The sequence below is a fragment of the Cognatundibacterium rivi genome, from assembly GCF_018139565.1.
Lineage (GTDB): Bacteria > Pseudomonadota > Gammaproteobacteria > Burkholderiales > Burkholderiaceae_D > Undibacterium > Undibacterium rivi.
Window position 1 is genome coordinate 317,635 of record NZ_JAGSPK010000004.1, and the last position, 18,030, is coordinate 335,664.

15 protein-coding genes and 2 tRNA genes are annotated in these 18,030 nt (G+C 50.0%); 8 read left to right on the top strand and 9 right to left on the bottom strand.

Annotated features, from left to right (window positions below; genetic code table 11):
* Nucleotides 1-4: 4 nt before the first annotated feature.
* Nucleotides 5-1,084, bottom strand: a complete 1,080-nt coding sequence (locus KDM87_RS13145) for a YeiH family protein (RefSeq protein WP_212679494.1) — start codon at nucleotides 1,082-1,084, stop codon at nucleotides 5-7.
* A 101-nt stretch (nucleotides 1,085-1,185) separates the two neighbouring features.
* Here KDM87_RS13145 and KDM87_RS13150 point away from each other — a divergent pair, with 101 nt between their 5' ends.
* Nucleotides 1,186-2,106, top strand: coding sequence for a LysR family transcriptional regulator (locus KDM87_RS13150; RefSeq protein WP_212679495.1), 921 nt, complete (start codon nucleotides 1,186-1,188; stop codon nucleotides 2,104-2,106).
* 62 nt (nucleotides 2,107-2,168) lie between these two features.
* Here KDM87_RS13150 and KDM87_RS13155 read toward each other — a convergent pair whose 3' ends face one another.
* From KDM87_RS13155 to KDM87_RS13170, 4 genes are all read right to left on the bottom strand, one after another.
* The gene (locus KDM87_RS13155) at nucleotides 2,169-4,010 is read right to left on the bottom strand and encodes an aminopeptidase P family protein (RefSeq protein ID WP_212679496.1); all 1,842 of its coding nucleotides are present in this window, start codon (nucleotides 4,008-4,010) and stop codon (nucleotides 2,169-2,171) included.
* A 100-nt stretch (nucleotides 4,011-4,110) separates the two neighbouring features.
* A complete protein-coding gene (locus KDM87_RS13160; RefSeq protein ID WP_212679497.1) occupies nucleotides 4,111-4,590 on the bottom strand; it encodes a GNAT family N-acetyltransferase in 480 nt (159 codons plus the stop codon).
* A 13-nt stretch (nucleotides 4,591-4,603) separates the two neighbouring features.
* Nucleotides 4,604-6,655: a methionine--tRNA ligase gene (metG, locus tag KDM87_RS13165; protein WP_212679498.1), complete on the bottom strand. Its 2,052-nt coding sequence runs from the start codon at nucleotides 6,653-6,655 to the stop codon at nucleotides 4,604-4,606.
* A gap of 202 nt (nucleotides 6,656-6,857) precedes the next feature.
* Entirely contained in the window at nucleotides 6,858-7,898 is a 1,041-nt protein-coding gene (locus KDM87_RS13170; protein WP_212679499.1) for a M29 family metallopeptidase, read from the bottom strand.
* Between the two features lie 257 nt (nucleotides 7,899-8,155).
* On the opposite strand from KDM87_RS13170, the gene KDM87_RS13175 reads away from it, so the two are divergent.
* Together KDM87_RS13175 and KDM87_RS13180 are read left to right on the top strand one after the other, a co-directional pair.
* On the top strand, nucleotides 8,156-9,397 hold the full coding sequence (locus tag KDM87_RS13175; protein ID WP_212679500.1) for a flippase: 1,242 nt from the start codon (nucleotides 8,156-8,158) through the stop codon (nucleotides 9,395-9,397).
* Nucleotides 9,398-9,464: 67 nt separating this feature from the next.
* Nucleotides 9,465-10,436: a glycosyltransferase family 2 protein gene (locus tag KDM87_RS13180; protein WP_212679501.1), complete on the top strand. Its 972-nt coding sequence runs from the start codon at nucleotides 9,465-9,467 to the stop codon at nucleotides 10,434-10,436.
* Nucleotides 10,437-10,492: 56 nt separating this feature from the next.
* Here the strand turns inward: KDM87_RS13180 and KDM87_RS13185 are convergent, their stop codons facing one another.
* On the bottom strand, nucleotides 10,493-10,930 hold the full coding sequence (locus tag KDM87_RS13185; protein WP_212679502.1) for a thiol-disulfide oxidoreductase DCC family protein: 438 nt from the start codon (nucleotides 10,928-10,930) through the stop codon (nucleotides 10,493-10,495).
* Between the two features lie 245 nt (nucleotides 10,931-11,175).
* Between KDM87_RS13185 and apbC the strand changes: the two genes are divergently transcribed.
* A complete protein-coding gene (apbC, locus tag KDM87_RS13190; RefSeq protein WP_212679503.1) occupies nucleotides 11,176-12,264 on the top strand; it encodes an iron-sulfur cluster carrier protein ApbC in 1,089 nt (362 codons plus the stop codon).
* Between the two features lie 18 nt (nucleotides 12,265-12,282).
* Entirely contained in the window at nucleotides 12,283-13,395 is a 1,113-nt protein-coding gene (gene ribD / locus KDM87_RS13195; RefSeq protein ID WP_212679504.1) for a bifunctional diaminohydroxyphosphoribosylaminopyrimidine deaminase/5-amino-6-(5-phosphoribosylamino)uracil reductase RibD, read from the top strand.
* A gap of 124 nt (nucleotides 13,396-13,519) precedes the next feature.
* On the opposite strand, the gene KDM87_RS13200 is transcribed toward ribD, so the two are convergent.
* The 3 genes from KDM87_RS13200 to KDM87_RS13210 form a co-directional block, all read right to left on the bottom strand.
* Nucleotides 13,520-13,596, bottom strand: a tRNA-Pro gene (locus KDM87_RS13200).
* An 87-nt stretch (nucleotides 13,597-13,683) separates the two neighbouring features.
* A tRNA-Pro gene (locus KDM87_RS13205) sits at nucleotides 13,684-13,760 on the bottom strand.
* Nucleotides 13,761-13,832: 72 nt separating this feature from the next.
* Nucleotides 13,833-14,717, bottom strand: a complete 885-nt coding sequence (locus tag KDM87_RS13210; RefSeq protein WP_212679505.1) for an RluA family pseudouridine synthase — start codon at nucleotides 14,715-14,717, stop codon at nucleotides 13,833-13,835.
* Nucleotides 14,718-14,776: 59 nt separating this feature from the next.
* On the opposite strand from KDM87_RS13210, the gene KDM87_RS13215 reads away from it, so the two are divergent.
* The 3 genes from KDM87_RS13215 to KDM87_RS13225 are packed head-to-tail and all read left to right on the top strand — an operon-like array spanning nucleotide 14,777 to nucleotide 18,009.
* Entirely contained in the window at nucleotides 14,777-15,304 is a 528-nt protein-coding gene (locus KDM87_RS13215; protein WP_212679506.1) for a DUF3305 domain-containing protein, read from the top strand.
* A gap of 1 nt (nucleotide 15,305) precedes the next feature.
* The gene (locus tag KDM87_RS13220; RefSeq protein WP_212679507.1) at nucleotides 15,306-15,962 is read left to right on the top strand and encodes a DUF3306 domain-containing protein; all 657 of its coding nucleotides are present in this window, start codon (nucleotides 15,306-15,308) and stop codon (nucleotides 15,960-15,962) included.
* On the top strand, nucleotides 15,937-18,009 hold the full coding sequence (locus KDM87_RS13225; RefSeq protein ID WP_212679508.1) for a 4Fe-4S binding protein: 2,073 nt from the start codon (nucleotides 15,937-15,939) through the stop codon (nucleotides 18,007-18,009). The genes KDM87_RS13220 and KDM87_RS13225 overlap by 26 nt, the downstream gene beginning before the upstream one ends.
* Nucleotides 18,010-18,030 lie beyond the last annotated feature (21 nt).

Consider the following 18,030-nt stretch of genomic DNA (forward strand, 5'->3'; position numbering starts at 1 on the left):
AACATTATTTACACACATAGTTGATCGCAGCTCCACCAAAGATCAGCCACAGCCACAAGCTCATAGCGAGCAATACTGGTTTTATTCCAGCTTGTCGCAAGGTACTGATTTTTGTGCTTAAGCCCAAAGCAACCATAGACATACAGAGAATAAAATTATCTGCGTTCGTCAGCACGGCTCTGATTTCAGTTGGAATCACCAATACAGAGTTGATTGCCGCGACGGCGATAAACATGAACGCAAACCAGGGAATTTCGATTCTGCTTTCGCTGCTATCAGTTTGTGACGTTGCCTTCGTATTGTGTTTTTTAAGTAAGCGTAATACGAATGGCAGCAGAAGTAGAAATGGTGCCAGCATCATGACCCTGAGCATTTTTGTGATGACAGCAGCATCACCCGCCGAGTCACTCACAGCCTTGCCGGCAACAATCACTTGCGCAACTTCATGCATGGTTGAACCTACGTAAATACCAAAGCCAGATGTAGAAAGCGGAATAAACTGGACATGCCTGTTCCATTCAAAAACAAGTGGATACATCAACATGCTGAGGGTGCCGAATATCATCACGCCAGAGATCGCAATACTGGCATCATCTGATTTTCCTTTAATCACCGGGCTTGTTGCCATGATTGCGGCCGCACCGCAGACCGAACTACCTGCCCCAATCAAGACCGTTAATTTGTCTTCCAGCGCAAAGACTTTTTTTCCGAGAAATAAAGCAATGGCAAACGTTGTACCAAGAACGATTGCGTCAATAGCGAATGCGGTACCGCCAAGTTGTTGAATGTCCCTGAAACTCAGGCGTAAGCCGTACAGAATAATCCCGGCGCGCAACAATGTTTGTTTGGAAATCAGCATGCCACGCTCAAGACCTCGATGCTGAAATACGGCATGGCTATTGCCTGCGATCATACCCAGCAATATTGCGGTAGTCAGATTACTTAATCCATGGTTTTGCATCCAGGCGAACTTGCTGAGCAACATCGCGATTGTCGCCAGCGTTGCGCACAACAGTAAGCCGGGAACATATCGATGCAGGGTATTTTCTGTGTGTGCATTGCTTGAATCAGTGTGAGTCATCATGATCTGTTTTTTTTGGGGGGGATGCACGCAGAATATCGATTTTTATTAAACCAATAAAACGAATTAATTTTGTATAATTAAACTAAAAAATAGGTTAATTTATGAAGATCAGCCTGCGTCAATTGCAAGTATTCGTTTCAGTGACAGAGCAAGGCAGCACGATGGCTGCGGCAAATGTCGTTGCACTCTCACAATCGGCTGCCAGTGCCGCACTGAATGAGCTGGAGCATCTGCTCAGCACGCAGTTATTTGATCGTGTCGGTAAGCGTTTGCTGTTAAACGACAATGGCCGTTTATTAATGCCGCAGGCGCGTCTGATAATCGATGCCGCAAATTCGATAGAACTGCAGTTCTCATCGGGGGATGCCAATTGGTCGTGCATACGGATCGGTGCCAGTACAACCATAGGCAGTTATTGCCTGCCAGCGTTGCTGGCTGCCAGACCCTCAGCAGATACACAGACCGCATTTGCTCAGCACACCATGTCTCATCCGCAGATGACGATTGCGAATACAGCGGACATCGTCAGCGCTGTCGCGAACTACGAAGTCGATTTTGGTTTCATTGAGGGGCCTTGCCATCGAACAGATTTATTGGTCGAACCGTGGTTTGAGGACGAAATGGTCGTTGTCTGTTCGCCGGAGCATCCGTATGCAGCACAAAAGAATGGCAGCATCAGCGCCAGAGAGTTGCGTTCTGCATCCTGGTTGTTGCGGGAGCGCGGCTCCGGTACGCGGGAAAATGTCGAGCAGGTGTTGTTGCCGCATCTGAAAAACTTAACACTGGCGGGCGAATTCGGAACCTCTGAAGCGATTATGCATGCTGCCGCTGCCGGTCTTGGTATCGCTTGTCTGTCACGTGTGGTTGTTGCGGATTTGCTGGCGCTGGGGAAATTGCATGAACTGGAAACAAAACTTCCGCCACTGAAGCGTCATTTTTATCTGATATATAGCCCGCATAAATTATTGTCCCGGCATATACAGGATTTTTTGCAGTTTTGTCGCGGATGGCGGCCCGAATAAAATGAAGCCACATCATAATTCGATGTGGCTTCGTTTAATCATTCGTGCTGATGGCGGTTTTGTTATTTGCTGATGGCTTTTGTGCGTTCCTGCAACCAGCTCAGCGCTGCGCCTGTGACTCTTGGTGCCAGTCTCGTAAGAACTGTCGCATGGTAGGTATTCAGCCAGTCGATTTCGTCATCACGTAACAAACTAACCAGAATACAGCGCGTATCGATAGGGCACAAAGTCAGTGTTTCAAATTTCAGATAGTCACCGAACTCTGTTGTCACTGCAGGCACGGTCAGTAACAGATTTTCGATACGCACACCCCATTGATTGGGACGATAGATGCCAGGTTCATTAGACGTAATCATGCCTGCTTCCATTGCAGTATGGGCTTCCGCGAGTGCGCCAGAGATCGACTGAGGGCCTTCATGCACATTCAGGAAGTAACCAACACCGTGACCGGTTCCATGACCATAATTGATGCCTTCCCGCCATATCGGTGCACGCGCCACGGTGTCCAGCATAGGTGATGGCGTACCACGCGGGAACTGCATCTGCGACAGATTGATCATGCCTTTGAGCACCAGTGTGAAATCACGTTTTTGCGCTTCTGACACTGTTCCTATCGGCATTACCCGGGTGATATCCGTGGTGCCGTTCAGATATTGCCCGCCAGAGTCTATCAGTAGCAGGCCATCGCCTTCAATGATGGCGTGTGATTCAGGTGTGGCGCGATAATGTGGCATCGCGCCATTGCCATTAAATCCGGCAATCGTGCCAAAGCTGGGCGAGATGAAATGTGGTTGACGAGCACGTGCTGCGCAGATTTGCTCATCAATCGTGATTTCTGTGATCGTTTGTTTGCCCAGGCTGGCTTCGAGCGAACTGAAAAATTCACACAAGGCAGCACCGTCCTGTTCCATCGCTTCCCGCACGAATTGGGCTTCTTCCGCTGTTTTTCGTGACTTGGCAAACACGGATGGATTGATCGCCTCGACGACGCGCACTGAAGCAGGAATCGCATCACGAAAGCCGTAAGTAATGCGGCGAGGGTCTATCAATATGCTGTCTGTTGCCGGTAAATGACGCAGGGAACTTTGTGCATCTGAGTAATCCGCAACTTCTATGTTATCCAGCGCCAGAATAGCAGCGAGATCAGGGTTAATTTTTCCTTTGGAAACAAACAGCGTCGCTTTGTCTGCACTGATCAGCGCATGTGCGACAAACACCGGGTTGTAACTGACATCAGCGCCACGCAAATTGAATATCCAGGCAATATCATCAACCGTGGAGACAAAATGCCAGTCAGCAGCCTTTGATCGCATTTGTTCGCGTACCAGCGTCAACTTATCTTTACGGCTGATGACGGTAAATGGTGCTTTGTGTTCGTAGACCTGAGAGAGTGGCAAATCAGGACGATCGGGCCAGATATCTTGCAGCAGATCTTTGCTGGTATCGAGCTTGATAGATTTTGCTTGAAGCGCAGAAGTCAGCGCGCGGGCGGTGGCCAGACCGAGTACAAAGCCATCGGCACCGACGGTTTTCCCGCTCGCCAGATGTTGTGCCAGCCAGTCGATATGTAAGGTCGCGGCAGCAGAAGCGATTTTCATCATCTGTATGCCTGTTGGCGCCAGTTCTTTTTCAGCCTGACTCCAGTAGCGACTATCCACCCACAAACCAGCGAAATCAGCCGTCACCACCAGTGTGCCGACGGAGCCAGTAAAGCCTGACAGATAAGTGCGCCCTTGCCAGTGTTCAGGCAAATATTCAGATAAGTGCGGATCAGCGGAAGGAATGATGTAGGCGTCGAGATCATGCGCTTTCATGGCTGTACGAAGTTGTTGCAGCCGGGCTGGAATAGGGGAAATCATTGCGGACGCTGCGTTGGTGTTGCTTGTGCCGATTATGCTGTTCATGAAGTTATTTCCGGATAGGGAGAGTATCAAGACATCAGATGTTGGTAAAAGTTCTTTGCCTGCATCGTGCAATGCGATCAGAAGAAGATCAACTGACAGATCAGCTCTTCAGAAAGCGACGCATGACATAAGGTGCTGGTTCGTGGGGATTAGCGTGGGCGTAGTCGAGCTCCGGTGCCAGTTCAAATTCGTACGCGGTGTATAAATCTAACAAGCGGGGCTGATCGGTTCTGACCCCTAGCCGGAGTTCCGTGATGCCGGCATTCTGCGCGGCATGAATGACCGCTTCCAATAGATGTTGCGACAGCGATTGATTGCGAAACGCCGGAAGTATCCCCATACGCCGGATTTCCCACACATTGGTATCTGTGTCGAGAGCGCTCCAGCGCACGGAGCCAACTGGTATGTGATCAATTAACAGCAAAAAGCCGCCGCCATGGCATAAGTCGGCAATAACATCTTCTGCATTTTCATGATGTCCGGCGGAGCTGGCTGCGACTTTATTTGCCCAGCAACTGCGGGTCAGATGCGCAATCAGTTGCGCATCTTCCGGAACTGCTTCGCGTAGGGCAATATTCATGCTGGCAGAAAAATTAACGGACCCGCATGCCTGGTTGAGCACCTGGCCAAGCTTCAAGAATGTACAGACCTGGATTGGCTTTTTCGTCGGCCGCAGAGGCCGCCAGTACCATGCCTTCAGACATCCCGAATTTCATTTTTCTAGGCGCAAGATTGGCCACCATGACAGTGAATTTTCCTATCAGTTGTTCTGGCTGATAAGCTGATTTGATGCCGGAAAACACATTACGGGTGCGGCCTTCGCCGACATCCAGCGTCAGACGCAGTAATTTATCAGAGCCATCGACGTGCTCGCAATTGACGATTTTAGCGATACGCAGATCAACTTTGGCGAAGTCATCAATTTTGATTTCTTCGGCAATTGCTTCGATGTCGCTGGTTTTTTCTTCTGCAGCAGGCGCTGCATCGACAACCGGCGCATCAAATAACTGATCAAAAATTTTAATGTCCACACGTTGCATCAGATGCGCATACGGATGAATTTTATGCAGATGCGGAATCGGGGTATTCACGTCCGCCCATTGCAGCGGAGCGATATTCAATTGCGTCTCTACCTGTGTCGCCAGTTGTGGCAGAACCGGTTTCAGGAAGATCGTCAGAATGCGGAAAGCCTCCAGCAAGCGGCTGCAGACTTCCTGTAATTTTGCATCGTTCTCTGGTTTTTTTGCCAGTTCCCACGGCTTGTTCGCATCGACATACGCGTTGACCAGATCGGCTTGTTCCATCGCAGCACGCAGCGCCTTACCATATTCGCGCGATTCAAACAGCGCCTTGATTTCCGGTGCAGCATCGCGCAGATGGCGAATAAACGCATCATCTGCTGTTGCCCAGTCGCTGGTGACAACACCATCAAAACGCTTGGTGATAAAGCCTGCAGCGCGGCTGGCGATATTGATGTATTTACCGATCAGATCAGAATTCACGCGCGCCACGAAATCATCCGGATTCAAATCCAGATCTTCTACCTTGGCATTCAGTTTGGCGGCGAAGTAGTAACGCAGCCATTCAGGATTCATGCCGATTTCGAGGTAGCGCAAAGGCGAAATACCTGTGCCGCGTGACTTCGACATTTTTTCGCCGGAAACCGTGACGAAACCGTGGGCATACACATTATCCGGCGTTTTGTAGCCAGAAAATTTCAGCATCGCAGGCCAGAACAGGGTGTGGAAATAAGTAATGTCTTTGCCAATGAAATGAATTTGTTCGGTGGTCGGGTCGGCCATGAACGCATCGAAATCACGGCCGGTTTTATTGAAATAATTTTTCAGCGATGCCAGATAACCGACAGGTGCATCCAGCCAGACATAGAAATATTTGCCCGGCTGATCCGGAATTTCAATGCCAAAATAGGGCGCATCACGGCTGATATCCCAATCACCTAAACCACCGTCGCCTTCCAGCCATTCTTTACATTTATTGGCGACCTCCGATTGCAGGCGATTGTCTTGCAAAGCCCAGCCACGCAGAAAATCGACACATTTTTGGTTCGATAACTGGAAGAAGAAATGTTCGGACGATTTCATTACTGGCGTCGCACCAGTGAGTGTCGAATACGGGTTTTTCAGCTCGGTCGGCGCATAAACAGCACTGCAGACTTCGCAGGAATCGCCGTACTGATCTTTGGCGCCACACTTAGGACATTCGCCTTTGATGTAGCGATCCGGCAGGAACATGTTTTTGACCGGATCATAGAATTGCTCGATGGTTTTGCTGGTGATGAAACCGGCTGCCTTGAGTTTGCGATAAATATCCTGCGACAAGGCATGATTTTCAGGGCCATCGGTCGAGTGCCAGTTATCAAACTGAATGTGAAAACCATCCAGATATTGCTTGCGACCAGCCGCAATTTTTCCAACAAACTCTTGTGGAGAAATGCCAGCTTTTTCTGCTGCAATCATGATCGGTGCACCGTGCGCATCGTCAGCACCGACGAAATGCACTTCGTTACCCGACATTCGCTGATGCCTTACCCAGATATCAGCCTGGATGTATTCCATGATATGACCGAGGTGGAATGGCGCATTTGCGTAAGGAAGGGCGGTGGTAACGAAGAGCTTGCGAGTCATGGTTGATGCACTTTTTTATTTACGGACAAGGGCATTATTCTACCAGCGAAACTCAGGCTGAAAGTGTGTTTGCCAGAATGAGTGCTGAGCGAACAGGCATTTTCGCGGTCTTTTACCTTGCCTTGCCCAGTTACGTCGCCCTCATTCAGATAACTGCCCCTGCGCTGGCCGGATTTTTGTTGTCAATCGAGTATAGCCTGCGTCAGACAACCCATGCACCATCGCGATAGACTTCCTCATCATCGAGCCTGACTGATTCAGTGACGGCAAAGACGTCAACATGATGCCGACCTTCGCCGCGCTTGATATGCGGTTTCGCATAACTGCCGTGTTTTGATCCTAATGACAAATGAATGCCGCACATACGCTCATAGGTGCCAATGTCACGCACGGTACGGTCTTTGGAAAATGCCGGATTCATTCCCAGACCTAACTCTCTGACCCAGATTACGCCATCGTCGGCCCGGATATTGGCTAATACACGGTCAAATTCCGGGGTGGAATCGAGCGTGTCGACGACCTGGCCTTTACTGACAATCAGCGTAATCGGCTTTTCCGGACGGTTGACCGTAAACGTGGTGTCGCCAAACACAAAAATCCGCACACGTCCGTTCACCGCTTCGAGATCAACGGATTCAGTAAATACTTCACCGATAGGAAACTGACCGCCGACGTTTTTCATTTCACGGTAGTCGCCGATATTCATTTTGGCGGATTCGAACTTACCACCAAAAATAAGTTGCTCGCCACCACTGTCGACAACGCCGCTGCTGGCTTTATCAATTTTTTCTTTGAGCGCGGGCCCGACAACCCGGTAATACCCGGCATCGTAGGCCAGAGAGTCAATGTAGTAATCGACTTCCATGCCATCCATACGACCAAGATGCGGGTGTTCTATGACTTTCAGTCCTTTTTTAAACAACTCCACACGCAAGCGATAAGCTTCAAGCCGGAAATTCGTCGATTGGATCAGTATGACCAGATCTGATGCTTGCAATTGCTCCAGTGTTTGTAAAATGAATGCCGGTGCAACTGCATCAAAGTTGATGAAGGTGGCCGTTGGCAGGCAAGTGCGGTAAGCCGTTGCCAGTATCGTTGCGAGCGGTGAGTTCTGGTCATAGACGATGACGGCCATTTTTTCAGCGCTATGCTCAAATGCAGTGAACAGTATATTTTTTAAATGGCTGGCAGCGGTATCGACGGCGATAGTCAAATTAGGTGATGGGGCGGAAGGTATAGACATAGGTTGGTAGCGACTGCCAGGTACGTATTCATGCGCCTGGTGGAATAAGTGCGAAGGAAGACCGTATTTTAACAAGCTGCCCGAGCGTGAGCCGTTTTTTCCTTTGTTTTGGGACAAATCGACGTAAAGTTTTTCAGTGACAGAAAAAAATGGCAGTTTTTTTTCCGTGAGCAATATTGCAGGCACTGTGACAAGGTATGATCACGTCTCTCATATACCGAGAGATCGGTGATAGCCCGGTGACGCTAAGCTTAATAATGACATCGATAACAAAAAATATTCTTTACCTCGTTTTTGTACAGGGCCTGATTTATCTGGCACCACTGGTGACGCTCCCTTATCTGACGCGGGTGTTGAGTGTGCCGGACTTTGCGGCTCTGGGATTTGCCCAGGCGGTGATACAGTATTTTATTTTGATTACCGATTATGGTTTCGGGATTACAGCAACCAGACTGATCGCGATCAATAGTGGTAATAAGTACTCTGTTTCTGGTGTTGTTGCCAATACGCTGGCAGTGAAACTGATTTTGTCTGCTGCAGGTGGCTTGGCTTGTCTGTTGCTGATTGCCGTTTTTGCTGATGTGCAGCAGCACGCTGTGTTGTTTCTTGCATGCTTTATTGGCGTTTTGGGCAATGCACTTTTTCCGACCTGGTTATTTCAGGGTTTAGAGAGAATGCGGGCACTCGCGCTGATTACAGCCGCCTCGCGCCTGCTGCCTTTGCCGCTGGTTTTTGTTCTGGTTAAAACGACAGATGATCTGGTGATGGCGGCGGTGCTGCAAAACATCCCGGGAGTTGTTGCTGCTGCGATGTCCTTTTACTACGCAAGGCAAACTAAGATACTGGTGCGTGCCAGTATCAGTGTGAGCAGCATCTGGGGGATGCTAAAAGAGGGATGGCCAGTCTTTTTGTCGAATATTTCCACCAGTTTTTACACGACGATCAATATCATTTTATTGAAGCTATTTGCGGGTGCCGATCAGGTCGCGTATTTTGCTGCGACCGATAAAATCCGCGTCGCCGCACAAGGTTTTATTCAGCCTATAGCTGCTGCCTTATTTCCCCGTATCGCTGCGTTACATCAGGAGTCTGATAAAAGAAATGAGTCACGCTCGCTGATCCGGCGTGGTTCCTACCTGCTGTTAGGTGTGCAGTTAGCGGGAGGTCTCGTCCTGTTTTGTTTTGCTGATGTCATTGCATTCCGCTACCTTGGCGCAAGTTTTGCGCCGGCAGCGATGTATCTGAAAGCGCTGGCTTTCCTGCCGCTGGTGATTGGTTTTGCGACGATCATTTCGCAATGGCGTTTTCTCGCTGTTGGTGAGAGCAGAATTTTGAGTAAAATCTATCTGGTCGCCGGACCGCTGCATGCACTGTATGCCTGCTATCTGACGTATCGTTATCAATCGACAGGTTTGATCATCAGTCTGTATTTAACGGAAATGCTGATTACCGTCGCAATGATTATAGCAGCAAGAAAAAAGGGTATTGTTTTATGGTGATTTTAAGTATTCCTTCACCGTAGTCTGTACCTCTACTTGTTGACCTCACTTTTTCCTGCGCCACCCCATGCCGACGATAGATATTGCTTTAGCTTCATATAACGGAGAAAAATACATCTCCGCCCAGATTGATTCGATTTTTGCCAATGACATGTCTGCTGTTGGTGCTTCGCTCGGTAAGCTGATTGTCTCCGATAATGTTTCAACAGATGCGACCGCAGAGATTGTGAAAAATATCTGCTGCACACATCCTCAGGTGCAATTGCACATCAATCAGAAACGCGGTGTTATTCACAATTTTAATCATGCGCTGGAGCAGACCGAGGCCAGTTACGTCATGCTGGCTGATCAGGATGATGTCTGGCAAAACAATAAAATCGCCCTGAGTTTGCAGAAAATGCAGGAGCTGGAACGTGAGTTCGGGGCGGAAGTGCCGCTGCTGGTGTTCACCGATCTGGCGGTTACGGATCATCAGCTCAATGTGATTTCTTCCTCTTTTTTTGCATATCAGAAAATTGATCCGGTCGGCTACGTCCGACCAGAGTCCATGTTTCTGTATAACGTTGCGCCCGGATGCACCATGATGTTGAATCGTCGTTTGTTGGAAATGGCGTCGCCGGTGCCTGATGGCGCTGTGATGCATGACTGGTGGTTGATGCTGGTGGCCGGTGTTTTCGGGCATATCGGCCATGTTGGTCAGGCGACCATGTTTTATCGCCAGCATGATAACAATCAGGTCGGCGCCAGCGTTAGCAGTTTTTGGGAAAAGCTGTTTTCTCCGCGCAGAAAATTACAGCTGGCACGTAAAAATTTACAGGACGCGATACGCCAGGCAAAACTGTTCAGCGCGCAATTTCCAGTTGTTCCTGCAAAATTTTCATCGACGCTGATCTATCTGACCGGGTTTGATTATCTGTCACGCTGGCAGCGTGTTCGTGGGCTGATGCAGCAAACAATTGTTGGTCCGACGTTCTGGGGGGGCGTATTGCTATACGCGGTTGCAGTATTCTCGCCGGTTCTCAGTCGCTCACCTCGGTAATGAGGTAGATGCAAACCAGTGTTCCCAATCTTGGATTTGCGTTGCCAGCGCTTACGCTATTTCACAGAACACTGATCATCTTTGCATTTACTGCTGCGTTTTTCTGCGCGTTTTGCTGCTACTTCGAATAAGTATCCGGTAACGCGGCTTGACAGGCGATAGCGGTTGTCAGCGACGCGAATATAAAGCCAGTCAAACAAGGGCTTCAGCAGCGGCCATCCGGTTGGTGCTGTGATCCAGCCCAGTCCTATGGCTTCATAAGCCAGTCGGAAAACGGCGACGCCCGTCACGACGCTGTTATCTGGTTTGATTGCGTGGATGACGCGCATCAGTTCTGCCTGCGGTATGCCGTAAGGGCTGGTGTCAAATTGTTCGCCAGAGATGTCGATAAATCGCAATAAATTCTTATCGTTACGTGCCTTCAGATTATCGATTTCAAGTTTGCACAACGGGCAGGATTCATCGTACAACAAGGTCAGCGGATAATTGTTCATCAGTTTCTTTTGAAAACAAAGTGGCGCGTGGAATGCGCTTAGCATACCTGTGATTTGCGATGTCTGCAGGCATAGGTTTTCGTCCGCAATATCGGTTGCCACTTTTCCTTTTTGTTGAGTTTTTTCCAGATTTTTATAAACATATTTGCATTTGACTTGCGGGTTTAAACTCAGTCTTTGCGCAGGGCTATCCGCAGTCTTTTCACGTTTTGCGCTAGACTTGCGGACATTGAATGGAGAATTACATGACACTGACCGTTGACGATATTAAAAATGCTTTATTAAAAGTTATTGATCCTAATACTCAGCTTGATCTGATCAAGAGCAAGTCCGCGAAAAACATCAAGCTCGATGGTGACGATGTGAGTCTGGATGTGGAGTTGGGTTATCCGGCAAAAAGTCAGTTTGACCTGATCCGTAAGAGTGTTATTGCTGCTGTGCGCGCGTTGCCAGGTGTCGGTAATGTCAGCGTTAACGTGACATCGAAAATTGTTGCGCATGCGGTTCAGCGCGGCATCAAACTGATGCCAAATGTGAAAAATATTATTGCGGTAGCGTCGGGAAAAGGCGGTGTCGGCAAATCGACAACGGCAGTCAACCTCGCATTGGCGCTGGCTGCAGAAGGTGCAGCGGTCGGTATTCTGGATGCGGACATTTACGGGCCGTCGCAACCGATGATGATGGGGATTAATGGTCGCCCTGAGACTGTGGACGGCAAAACGATGGAGCCGCTTGAAAATCACGGGCTGCAAGTGTCATCCATCGGTTTTATGATCGATCCGGACGAGCCTATGGTCTGGCGTGGCCCTATCGTCACGCAGGCCTTGCAGCAATTGCTGGAACAGACCAACTGGCGTGATCTGGATTATCTGATTGTCGATATGCCACCAGGTACTGGTGACGTGCAACTGACCTTGTCGCAGAAAGTACCGGTGACCGGTGCTGTGATTGTGACGACACCGCAGGACATTGCGTTGCTCGATGCGCGTAAAGGTTTGAAGATGTTTGAAAAAGTCGGCATTCCTATTCTGGGTATTATCGAAAATATGAGTACGCATATCTGCTCTAATTGTGGACATGCTGAAGCGATTTTTGGTGAAGGTGGCGGGCAAAAAATGTGTGCGGATTACGGCGTCGATTTTCTGGGCGGTTTGCCATTGACGATGGCGATACGCGAACAGGCTGATTCTGGCAAGCCAACCGTGGTTGCTGATCCGGATGGAAAAATCGCGCAGATTTACAAAGAAATAGCCCGCAAGCTGGCAGTGAAAGTCGCTGAAAAGGCAAAAGACATGACCAGTAAATTTCCGAATATCAGCATTCAGCACACCTGATTACATTGGTGGATATGGATGTCTTACGTAGATAAACAAACTGATAGGCATTGGCTGGAAGTGGCACTGGATCTTGCTTCACGTGCCACGATAGAGACTTCGCCGAATCCTAAAGTTGGCTGCGTTATTGTGCGCGACGGTGTCGCGATCGGACGTGGCTGGACGCAACCAGTGGGGCAGGCGCATGCAGAAGTGCAGGCCTTGCGCGATGCGGCTGCCAATGGGATGGATGTTCGCGGTGCAACCGCGTATGTCACGCTGGAACCTTGCAGTCACTTTGGGCGTACACCGCCATGTGCAAACGCACTGGTCGATGCAGGACTGGCGAGGGTCGTTGCCGCGATTGGTGACGCCAATCCGCAAGTGGCTGGACGCGGGCTGGCGATATTGCAGGCTGCCGGCATTGACGTAGAGTGCGCGACCCATGCTGACTTAGCAAATCGTGCCCGCGAGATGAATATTGGTTTTTTTACGCGCGTGGAAACTGGCAAGCCGTGGGTGCGCATGAAGGCGGCAGCCAGCCTTGATGGGAAAACTGCATTGCCAAACGGTCAGAGTCAGTGGATTACCGGAGCGCAAGCCAGGCAAGATGGCCATGTCTGGCGTGCTCGGGCAGATGCGATACTGACGGGTATAGGTACGGTGTTGGCAGATGACCCCTTGTTGAATGTGCGCGGCATTGATACGCCGCGTCAGCCCTTACGCATCGTGCTGGATTCGCATTTAAGAATCCCCGTATCTGCAAAAATATTGCAGGGTGGTAGTGCGCTGGTAATTTGTGCAGTCGACGAACTGCCAAAGCGTCTGGCGCTGGAGGCATTGGGAGCTGAGGTGCTTTGTTTGCCTGATTCTAGCGGGCGGATTAGTCTGTCCTCATTGATGCTTGAGTTGGGGCGACGACAAATCAATGAATTGCACGTGGAGGCTGGTGCGACACTCAACGGCGCGTTGATTGCGGCTGGGTGCGTTGATGAGTTACTGGTCTATCTGGCACCTAAATTACTCGGTGAGGGCGCTGGAATGTTTGCTCTGCCAGTATTGACACATGTTGATCAGGCATCGCAACTGATGTTTCATGATGTTGCGAAAGTTGGTGGCGATGTTAGGTTGTTGGCCAGATTCCGCAAATAACGCGTTTGCTTGCAAATGAAATATTGGGCCGGTGCGCCCGGTCATTAATGTCGGTCGTTATAAGCGAGAGTAAGCCGATGCAAAAAGAAAAAAGGATCGTTGAAAATCAACGATCCTTTTAAACTGGTCGGAGTACAAGGATTCGAACCTTGGACCCCCTGGTCCCAAACCAGGTGCGCTACCGGACTGCGCCACACTCCGAAAAAACTAAACTGTATTTATCTTTTTGCTGACTCTGACTTTCTGTCACATCAAGATGAAAAATCAAAAAGTTGATTTTTAAAATTCTGGTCGGAGTACAAGGATTCGAACCTTGGACCCCCTGGTCCCAAACCAGGTGCGCTACCGGACTGCGCCACACTCCGAAGACCGACATATTAGCCTTATGACGCTTTGATGTCAATAGATTTGTCCCTGAGCGACTATTCGTTGCATACTTAAAGTTCGCGATGGCTTGAGAATTCCCGGCGTTCGCCGGTCAGTGGATCATCAAAAGCGATGCTCTTTGCCAGTAATTGCAAAGGTGCGCTGAAGTCGTCGCCTTTGCAAGCTTGTGCTACCGGATAAAAACTGTCATTGCAGATCGGTGCCCCCAGGCTCGCCATATGGACCCTTAGCTGGTGTTTCTTTCCGGTGACCGGCATCAGCCGGTAAAGGTTGATGTCGCCGCGCTGCTCCTCAATGTCGATCAAGGTTTCCGAGTTGATTTCGCCTTCGCTTTCACGCATCGTGAAAAAGCGTTCACCCTCTTTCATGCAACTTCGGTGGATCAGAGGAAATGTCAGGGCAGGTAAAGCTTGCGCCAGCGCATGGTAGGTCTTTGTGATGCTGCGTTTCTGAAATAGTGACTGATAATGTCCCCGCGTTTCCGGGTTATGAGAAAACAGGATGATGCCAGCGGTTTCCCGGTCGAGCCGGTGAATGGGGGTCAGATGCTGTAAGCCTGTTTTCTTTTTCAGCCGCACCAGCAGTGTTTCCCGCAAAAAGCGCCCACCGGGAGTAACCGGTAAAAAATGCGGTTTGTCGACGACCAGTAAGTGATCATCCTGATGCAGGATGTGCGCTTCAAATGGAATAATGGTTTCGCTGTCGATTTCGCGATAGTAAAAAATACACATTCCACGCTTGGCTAAACTGTTCTTTTGTAATGGGTTACCATGCGCATCTACTACTTCATTTCTTTCCATGCGAGAAAGCCAGGTCGCTTCTCCGACATCCGGGAAATGCGAGGTCAGGAAGCTGATCATATTGCTCCACTGGCCTTCGGGTAACCATAAATAACTTGGCGCGATGCCATCGCGCACGGGGAGGGGAGCTTGCATGGGAGGTGGTGGATTCTTGTTCTCGAAACTTAACTCTGTTTCTCTATAATACCAGCACGATGGAAAAAAATACCGAGCTACCTTTTACGCTGAGTGTGATCATGCAGCGTGTGCCGATGAATAATCGGTGGCAGCCATTTCAATGGAAACCACTGGAAATTCTGGCGGATACCCCTGATGCCAAAATACATCAGTTGATGAGTGGTGACGGTGAGCAGCGTTGGCTGTTTCCCGGCTTTTCTGCGACCTTGCATGTTGACGAAACACCCGGTTATTTTCTGAATCTCAGCTCTGAGACGCCCTGCTGGTTCGTCATGTGGCGCATGGAAGAGGTTGATGGCGTTGAGTTGGCTGTACCTAAATCGGTTTCACTTTCCTATGATGAGGCAGCACGCCAGATCGATGGCGGTGAACAAGTCGACATTCTGCCTTTATCAACAGATGTTGCCGCCTGGCTTGCTGAATACACGCAGCAGTATTTCCGCTACGAAGGCAAGAAGCCTCGCAAACGTCCATCCTTCGAGGGTGGCGAAGGTGTGCAGAAAATGGCGATAGCTGAAGCATCTGTGAACAGAAAGACTCACTGATATGGCAGCCAGCGATTTTTTCAGCCGCTGGAGTAAGCGCAGTACTGAAAAGGAAATGCTACCGGCTGTCACATCTGATGCGCCCCCAGAACAATGGACTGCCACGACCGCTGCCGACGCAAGCGATGCAGGAAAAACACCGGAGCAAGTCGCAGAAAGAGCGCCGGATAAGGTGCCTGATATGGCTGACGTGGCGACGTTGCGTGATGAATCCGATTTTTCACGCTTTATGGCGAAAGACGTTGACGAGTCTGTGCGTCGTTCAGCGATGAAAAAACTGTTTTCCAATCCGCACTTTAATGTCATGGATGGGCTCGATATTTACATTGACGATTACGGTAAAGCCGACCCGTTGCCGCCTGGAATGCTGGAGTCTTTGTTGCATGCCAAGACCCTGCTGAATCCGCTGGCACATCTGGAACAAGGTCTGCAGCGTTTGCTCGATCCTGATCCGGTGATGGACGAAGTCGTGAGCGCTGAGCGCGGAGCAGGAAGCAATATTTTGGCGACAGATCTTGCAACTCAGCCTGCATTGGCTGAGTTGCCTTTGTCAGAGCAGACACCGCTGGAGGCGCAGAGTACCGAATTCATGCCGCACAATAATGCAATAAAAAATGATGAGAGCGATCAGAATGAATCCGCAAATAAAAATTTGTAGTTGTAATAAAACCCTGCCTTTAAACGCTACCGCTGCGGCGCAATTGGCACAGGCAATCGGTGCGGAACATGTACAAGTCAGTGACATGTTATGCCGCCGGGAAGTTGGGAATTTTTTAAGCGCAGTGGACGGTGTCGATGATGTGATCGTCGGCTGTACTCAGGAGCGTGCTTTGTTTTCTGAGTTGGCGCAAAACAGCGTTGCGCCGATAAAATTTGTCAATTTGCGTGAAAGCGCCGGATGGTCTGCGGAAAGTAAGCAAAGTCTGCCGAAAATGGCTGCCTTGTTGGCCGCGGCCAGTTTGCCAGCCCCCGAACCCGTACCTACAGTCAATTATGAGTCGCAGGGCAATCTGTTGATTATTGGTTCAGCAGATGTTGCTTTGCCGTGGGCGCATCGCTTGTCTGCGCAAATGGCGGTGAGTGTGTTACTTTCAGAGGGCGCGGCACATGGTGAGCGACTGGCAGACCGGACGTTCCCGGTCTGGTTCGGCAGTGCGATCAAGTTGCGTGGCTTTCTCGGGCACTTTGAAGTGAGCTGGCAGCAAAGCAATCCGATTGACCTGGAAACCTGCACCCGTTGTAACGCGTGTATTGAGGTTTGTCCGGAAGAAGCGATTGACTTCAGTTACCAGATCGATCTGGATAAGTGCGGCAATCATCGCGATTGCGTCAAAGCTTGCGGTGTCATTGGCGCGATTGATTTTGAACGTATGGCGGTTGCCAGGGATACCGCATGTGATCTGGTGCTGGATTTATCGCGCCAACCCTTGTTGTCTATGTCGGATAAGCCGCAAGGGTATTTTTCCCCGGGTAATGACGTGGCAGCACAGTTTGATGCAGTGTTGAAATTGTCGCAGTTGATCGGTGAGTTTGAGAAGCCAAAGTTTTTTGTCTATAAAGAAAAACTCTGCGCGCATAGCCGCAGTGGCAAGCTGGGATGTAATGCCTGTCTGGATGTTTGCTCTACGGATGCAATATCGGCTGCGGGTGACAAGGTAGCCGTCAATCCTAATTTGTGTGCCGGATGCGGTGCCTGCACCACGGTTTGCCCTACCGGTGCAATGAGCTACGCCTATATGCGTGCACCCGATACTGGCTTGCATATCAAGACCATGCTGGCAGCGTATGCCAAAGCGGGTGGTCATGCACCGGCAATCCTTTTTCATAGCAAAGAAGCTGGTGCTGATTTAATTCAGCAGGCAGGCCAGTCTGCGCAGGCGGGTGGGCGCGGCTTGCCAGCCCGTGTGATTCCGATGGCGCTGCATCATACGGCATCGACGGGCATTGAAATCTGGTTGTCAGCGATTTGTTATGGTGCCACTTCCGTCGTGATTCTGATGACGGATGAAGAGGCGCCGGAATATCGCCTTGCTCTGCAAAAACAGATACAGATTTCACAGGCGATTTTGTCCGGGCTCGGTTATCAGGGGCAGCATATTCATTTGTTGGAAACAAGTTCTTCCTCAGAATTGTCGTCGTTTTTGTATGCACTAAAGCCAGCGCAAGTGCCACCGCCAGCATTGTTTAATGTCGCACAGGATAAGCGGGTCAGTATGGACTTTGCGCTCGATCATCTGCTCAGACATGCGCCGGAAGCGGTGAGCGAAGTGGCTTTGCCGGGCGGATCTTTGTATGGATCAGTCGCGATCAATAAGGACGCCTGTACTTTGTGCATGTCATGCGTGGGCGCTTGCCCGAGCTCGGCGTTGATGGATAACGCTAATTCTCCGCAGATCCGTTTTATCGAGCGCAATTGTGTGCAGTGTGGTTTGTGTGAGGATACTTGCCCGGAGAATGCAATTACACTGACCCCAAGGTTATTGCTGAGCGATGCTGCCAAACAGGTTCGTGTGTTAAACGAAGCGCAGCCATTTCACTGCATACGCTGCAGCAAGCCATTTGCGACAGCGCAGATGATAGAAACCATGGTGCAGAAACTTGGGGCGCATAGCGCATTTGCGGGACATCTTGATCGCATTCGTATGTGCCCGGATTGTCGCGTGGTCGACATGATGAGTTCTGCAGATTTAAAGCGCCCGCACTAAGCTCAGACATTACCGGAAATA

What these genes read in the sequence shown, in the direction of transcription:
- KDM87_RS13145 (WP_212679494.1), bottom strand. Translation starts at nt 1,084, where the DNA reads ATGATGACTCACACTGATTCAAGCAATGCACACACAGAAAATACCCTG.
- KDM87_RS13150 (WP_212679495.1), top strand. Translation starts at nt 1,186, where the DNA reads ATGAAGATCAGCCTGCGTCAATTGCAAGTATTCGTTTCAGTGACAGAG.
- KDM87_RS13155 (WP_212679496.1), bottom strand. Translation starts at nt 4,010, where the DNA reads ATGAACAGCATAATCGGCACAAGCAACACCAACGCAGCGTCCGCAATG.
- KDM87_RS13160 (WP_212679497.1), bottom strand. Translation starts at nt 4,590, where the DNA reads ATGAATATTGCCCTACGCGAAGCAGTTCCGGAAGATGCGCAACTGATT.
- metG (WP_212679498.1), bottom strand. Translation starts at nt 6,655, where the DNA reads ATGACTCGCAAGCTCTTCGTTACCACCGCCCTTCCTTACGCAAATGCG.
- KDM87_RS13170 (WP_212679499.1), bottom strand. Translation starts at nt 7,898, where the DNA reads ATGTCTATACCTTCCGCCCCATCACCTAATTTGACTATCGCCGTCGAT.
- KDM87_RS13175 (WP_212679500.1), top strand. Translation starts at nt 8,156, where the DNA reads ATGACATCGATAACAAAAAATATTCTTTACCTCGTTTTTGTACAGGGC.
- KDM87_RS13180 (WP_212679501.1), top strand. Translation starts at nt 9,465, where the DNA reads ATGCCGACGATAGATATTGCTTTAGCTTCATATAACGGAGAAAAATAC.
- KDM87_RS13185 (WP_212679502.1), bottom strand. Translation starts at nt 10,930, where the DNA reads ATGAACAATTATCCGCTGACCTTGTTGTACGATGAATCCTGCCCGTTG.
- apbC (WP_212679503.1), top strand. Translation starts at nt 11,176, where the DNA reads ATGACACTGACCGTTGACGATATTAAAAATGCTTTATTAAAAGTTATT.
- ribD (WP_212679504.1), top strand. Translation starts at nt 12,283, where the DNA reads ATGTCTTACGTAGATAAACAAACTGATAGGCATTGGCTGGAAGTGGCA.
- KDM87_RS13210 (WP_212679505.1), bottom strand. Translation starts at nt 14,717, where the DNA reads ATGCAAGCTCCCCTCCCCGTGCGCGATGGCATCGCGCCAAGTTATTTA.
- KDM87_RS13215 (WP_212679506.1), top strand. Translation starts at nt 14,777, where the DNA reads ATGGAAAAAAATACCGAGCTACCTTTTACGCTGAGTGTGATCATGCAG.
- KDM87_RS13220 (WP_212679507.1), top strand. Translation starts at nt 15,306, where the DNA reads ATGGCAGCCAGCGATTTTTTCAGCCGCTGGAGTAAGCGCAGTACTGAA.
- KDM87_RS13225 (WP_212679508.1), top strand. Translation starts at nt 15,937, where the DNA reads ATGAATCCGCAAATAAAAATTTGTAGTTGTAATAAAACCCTGCCTTTA.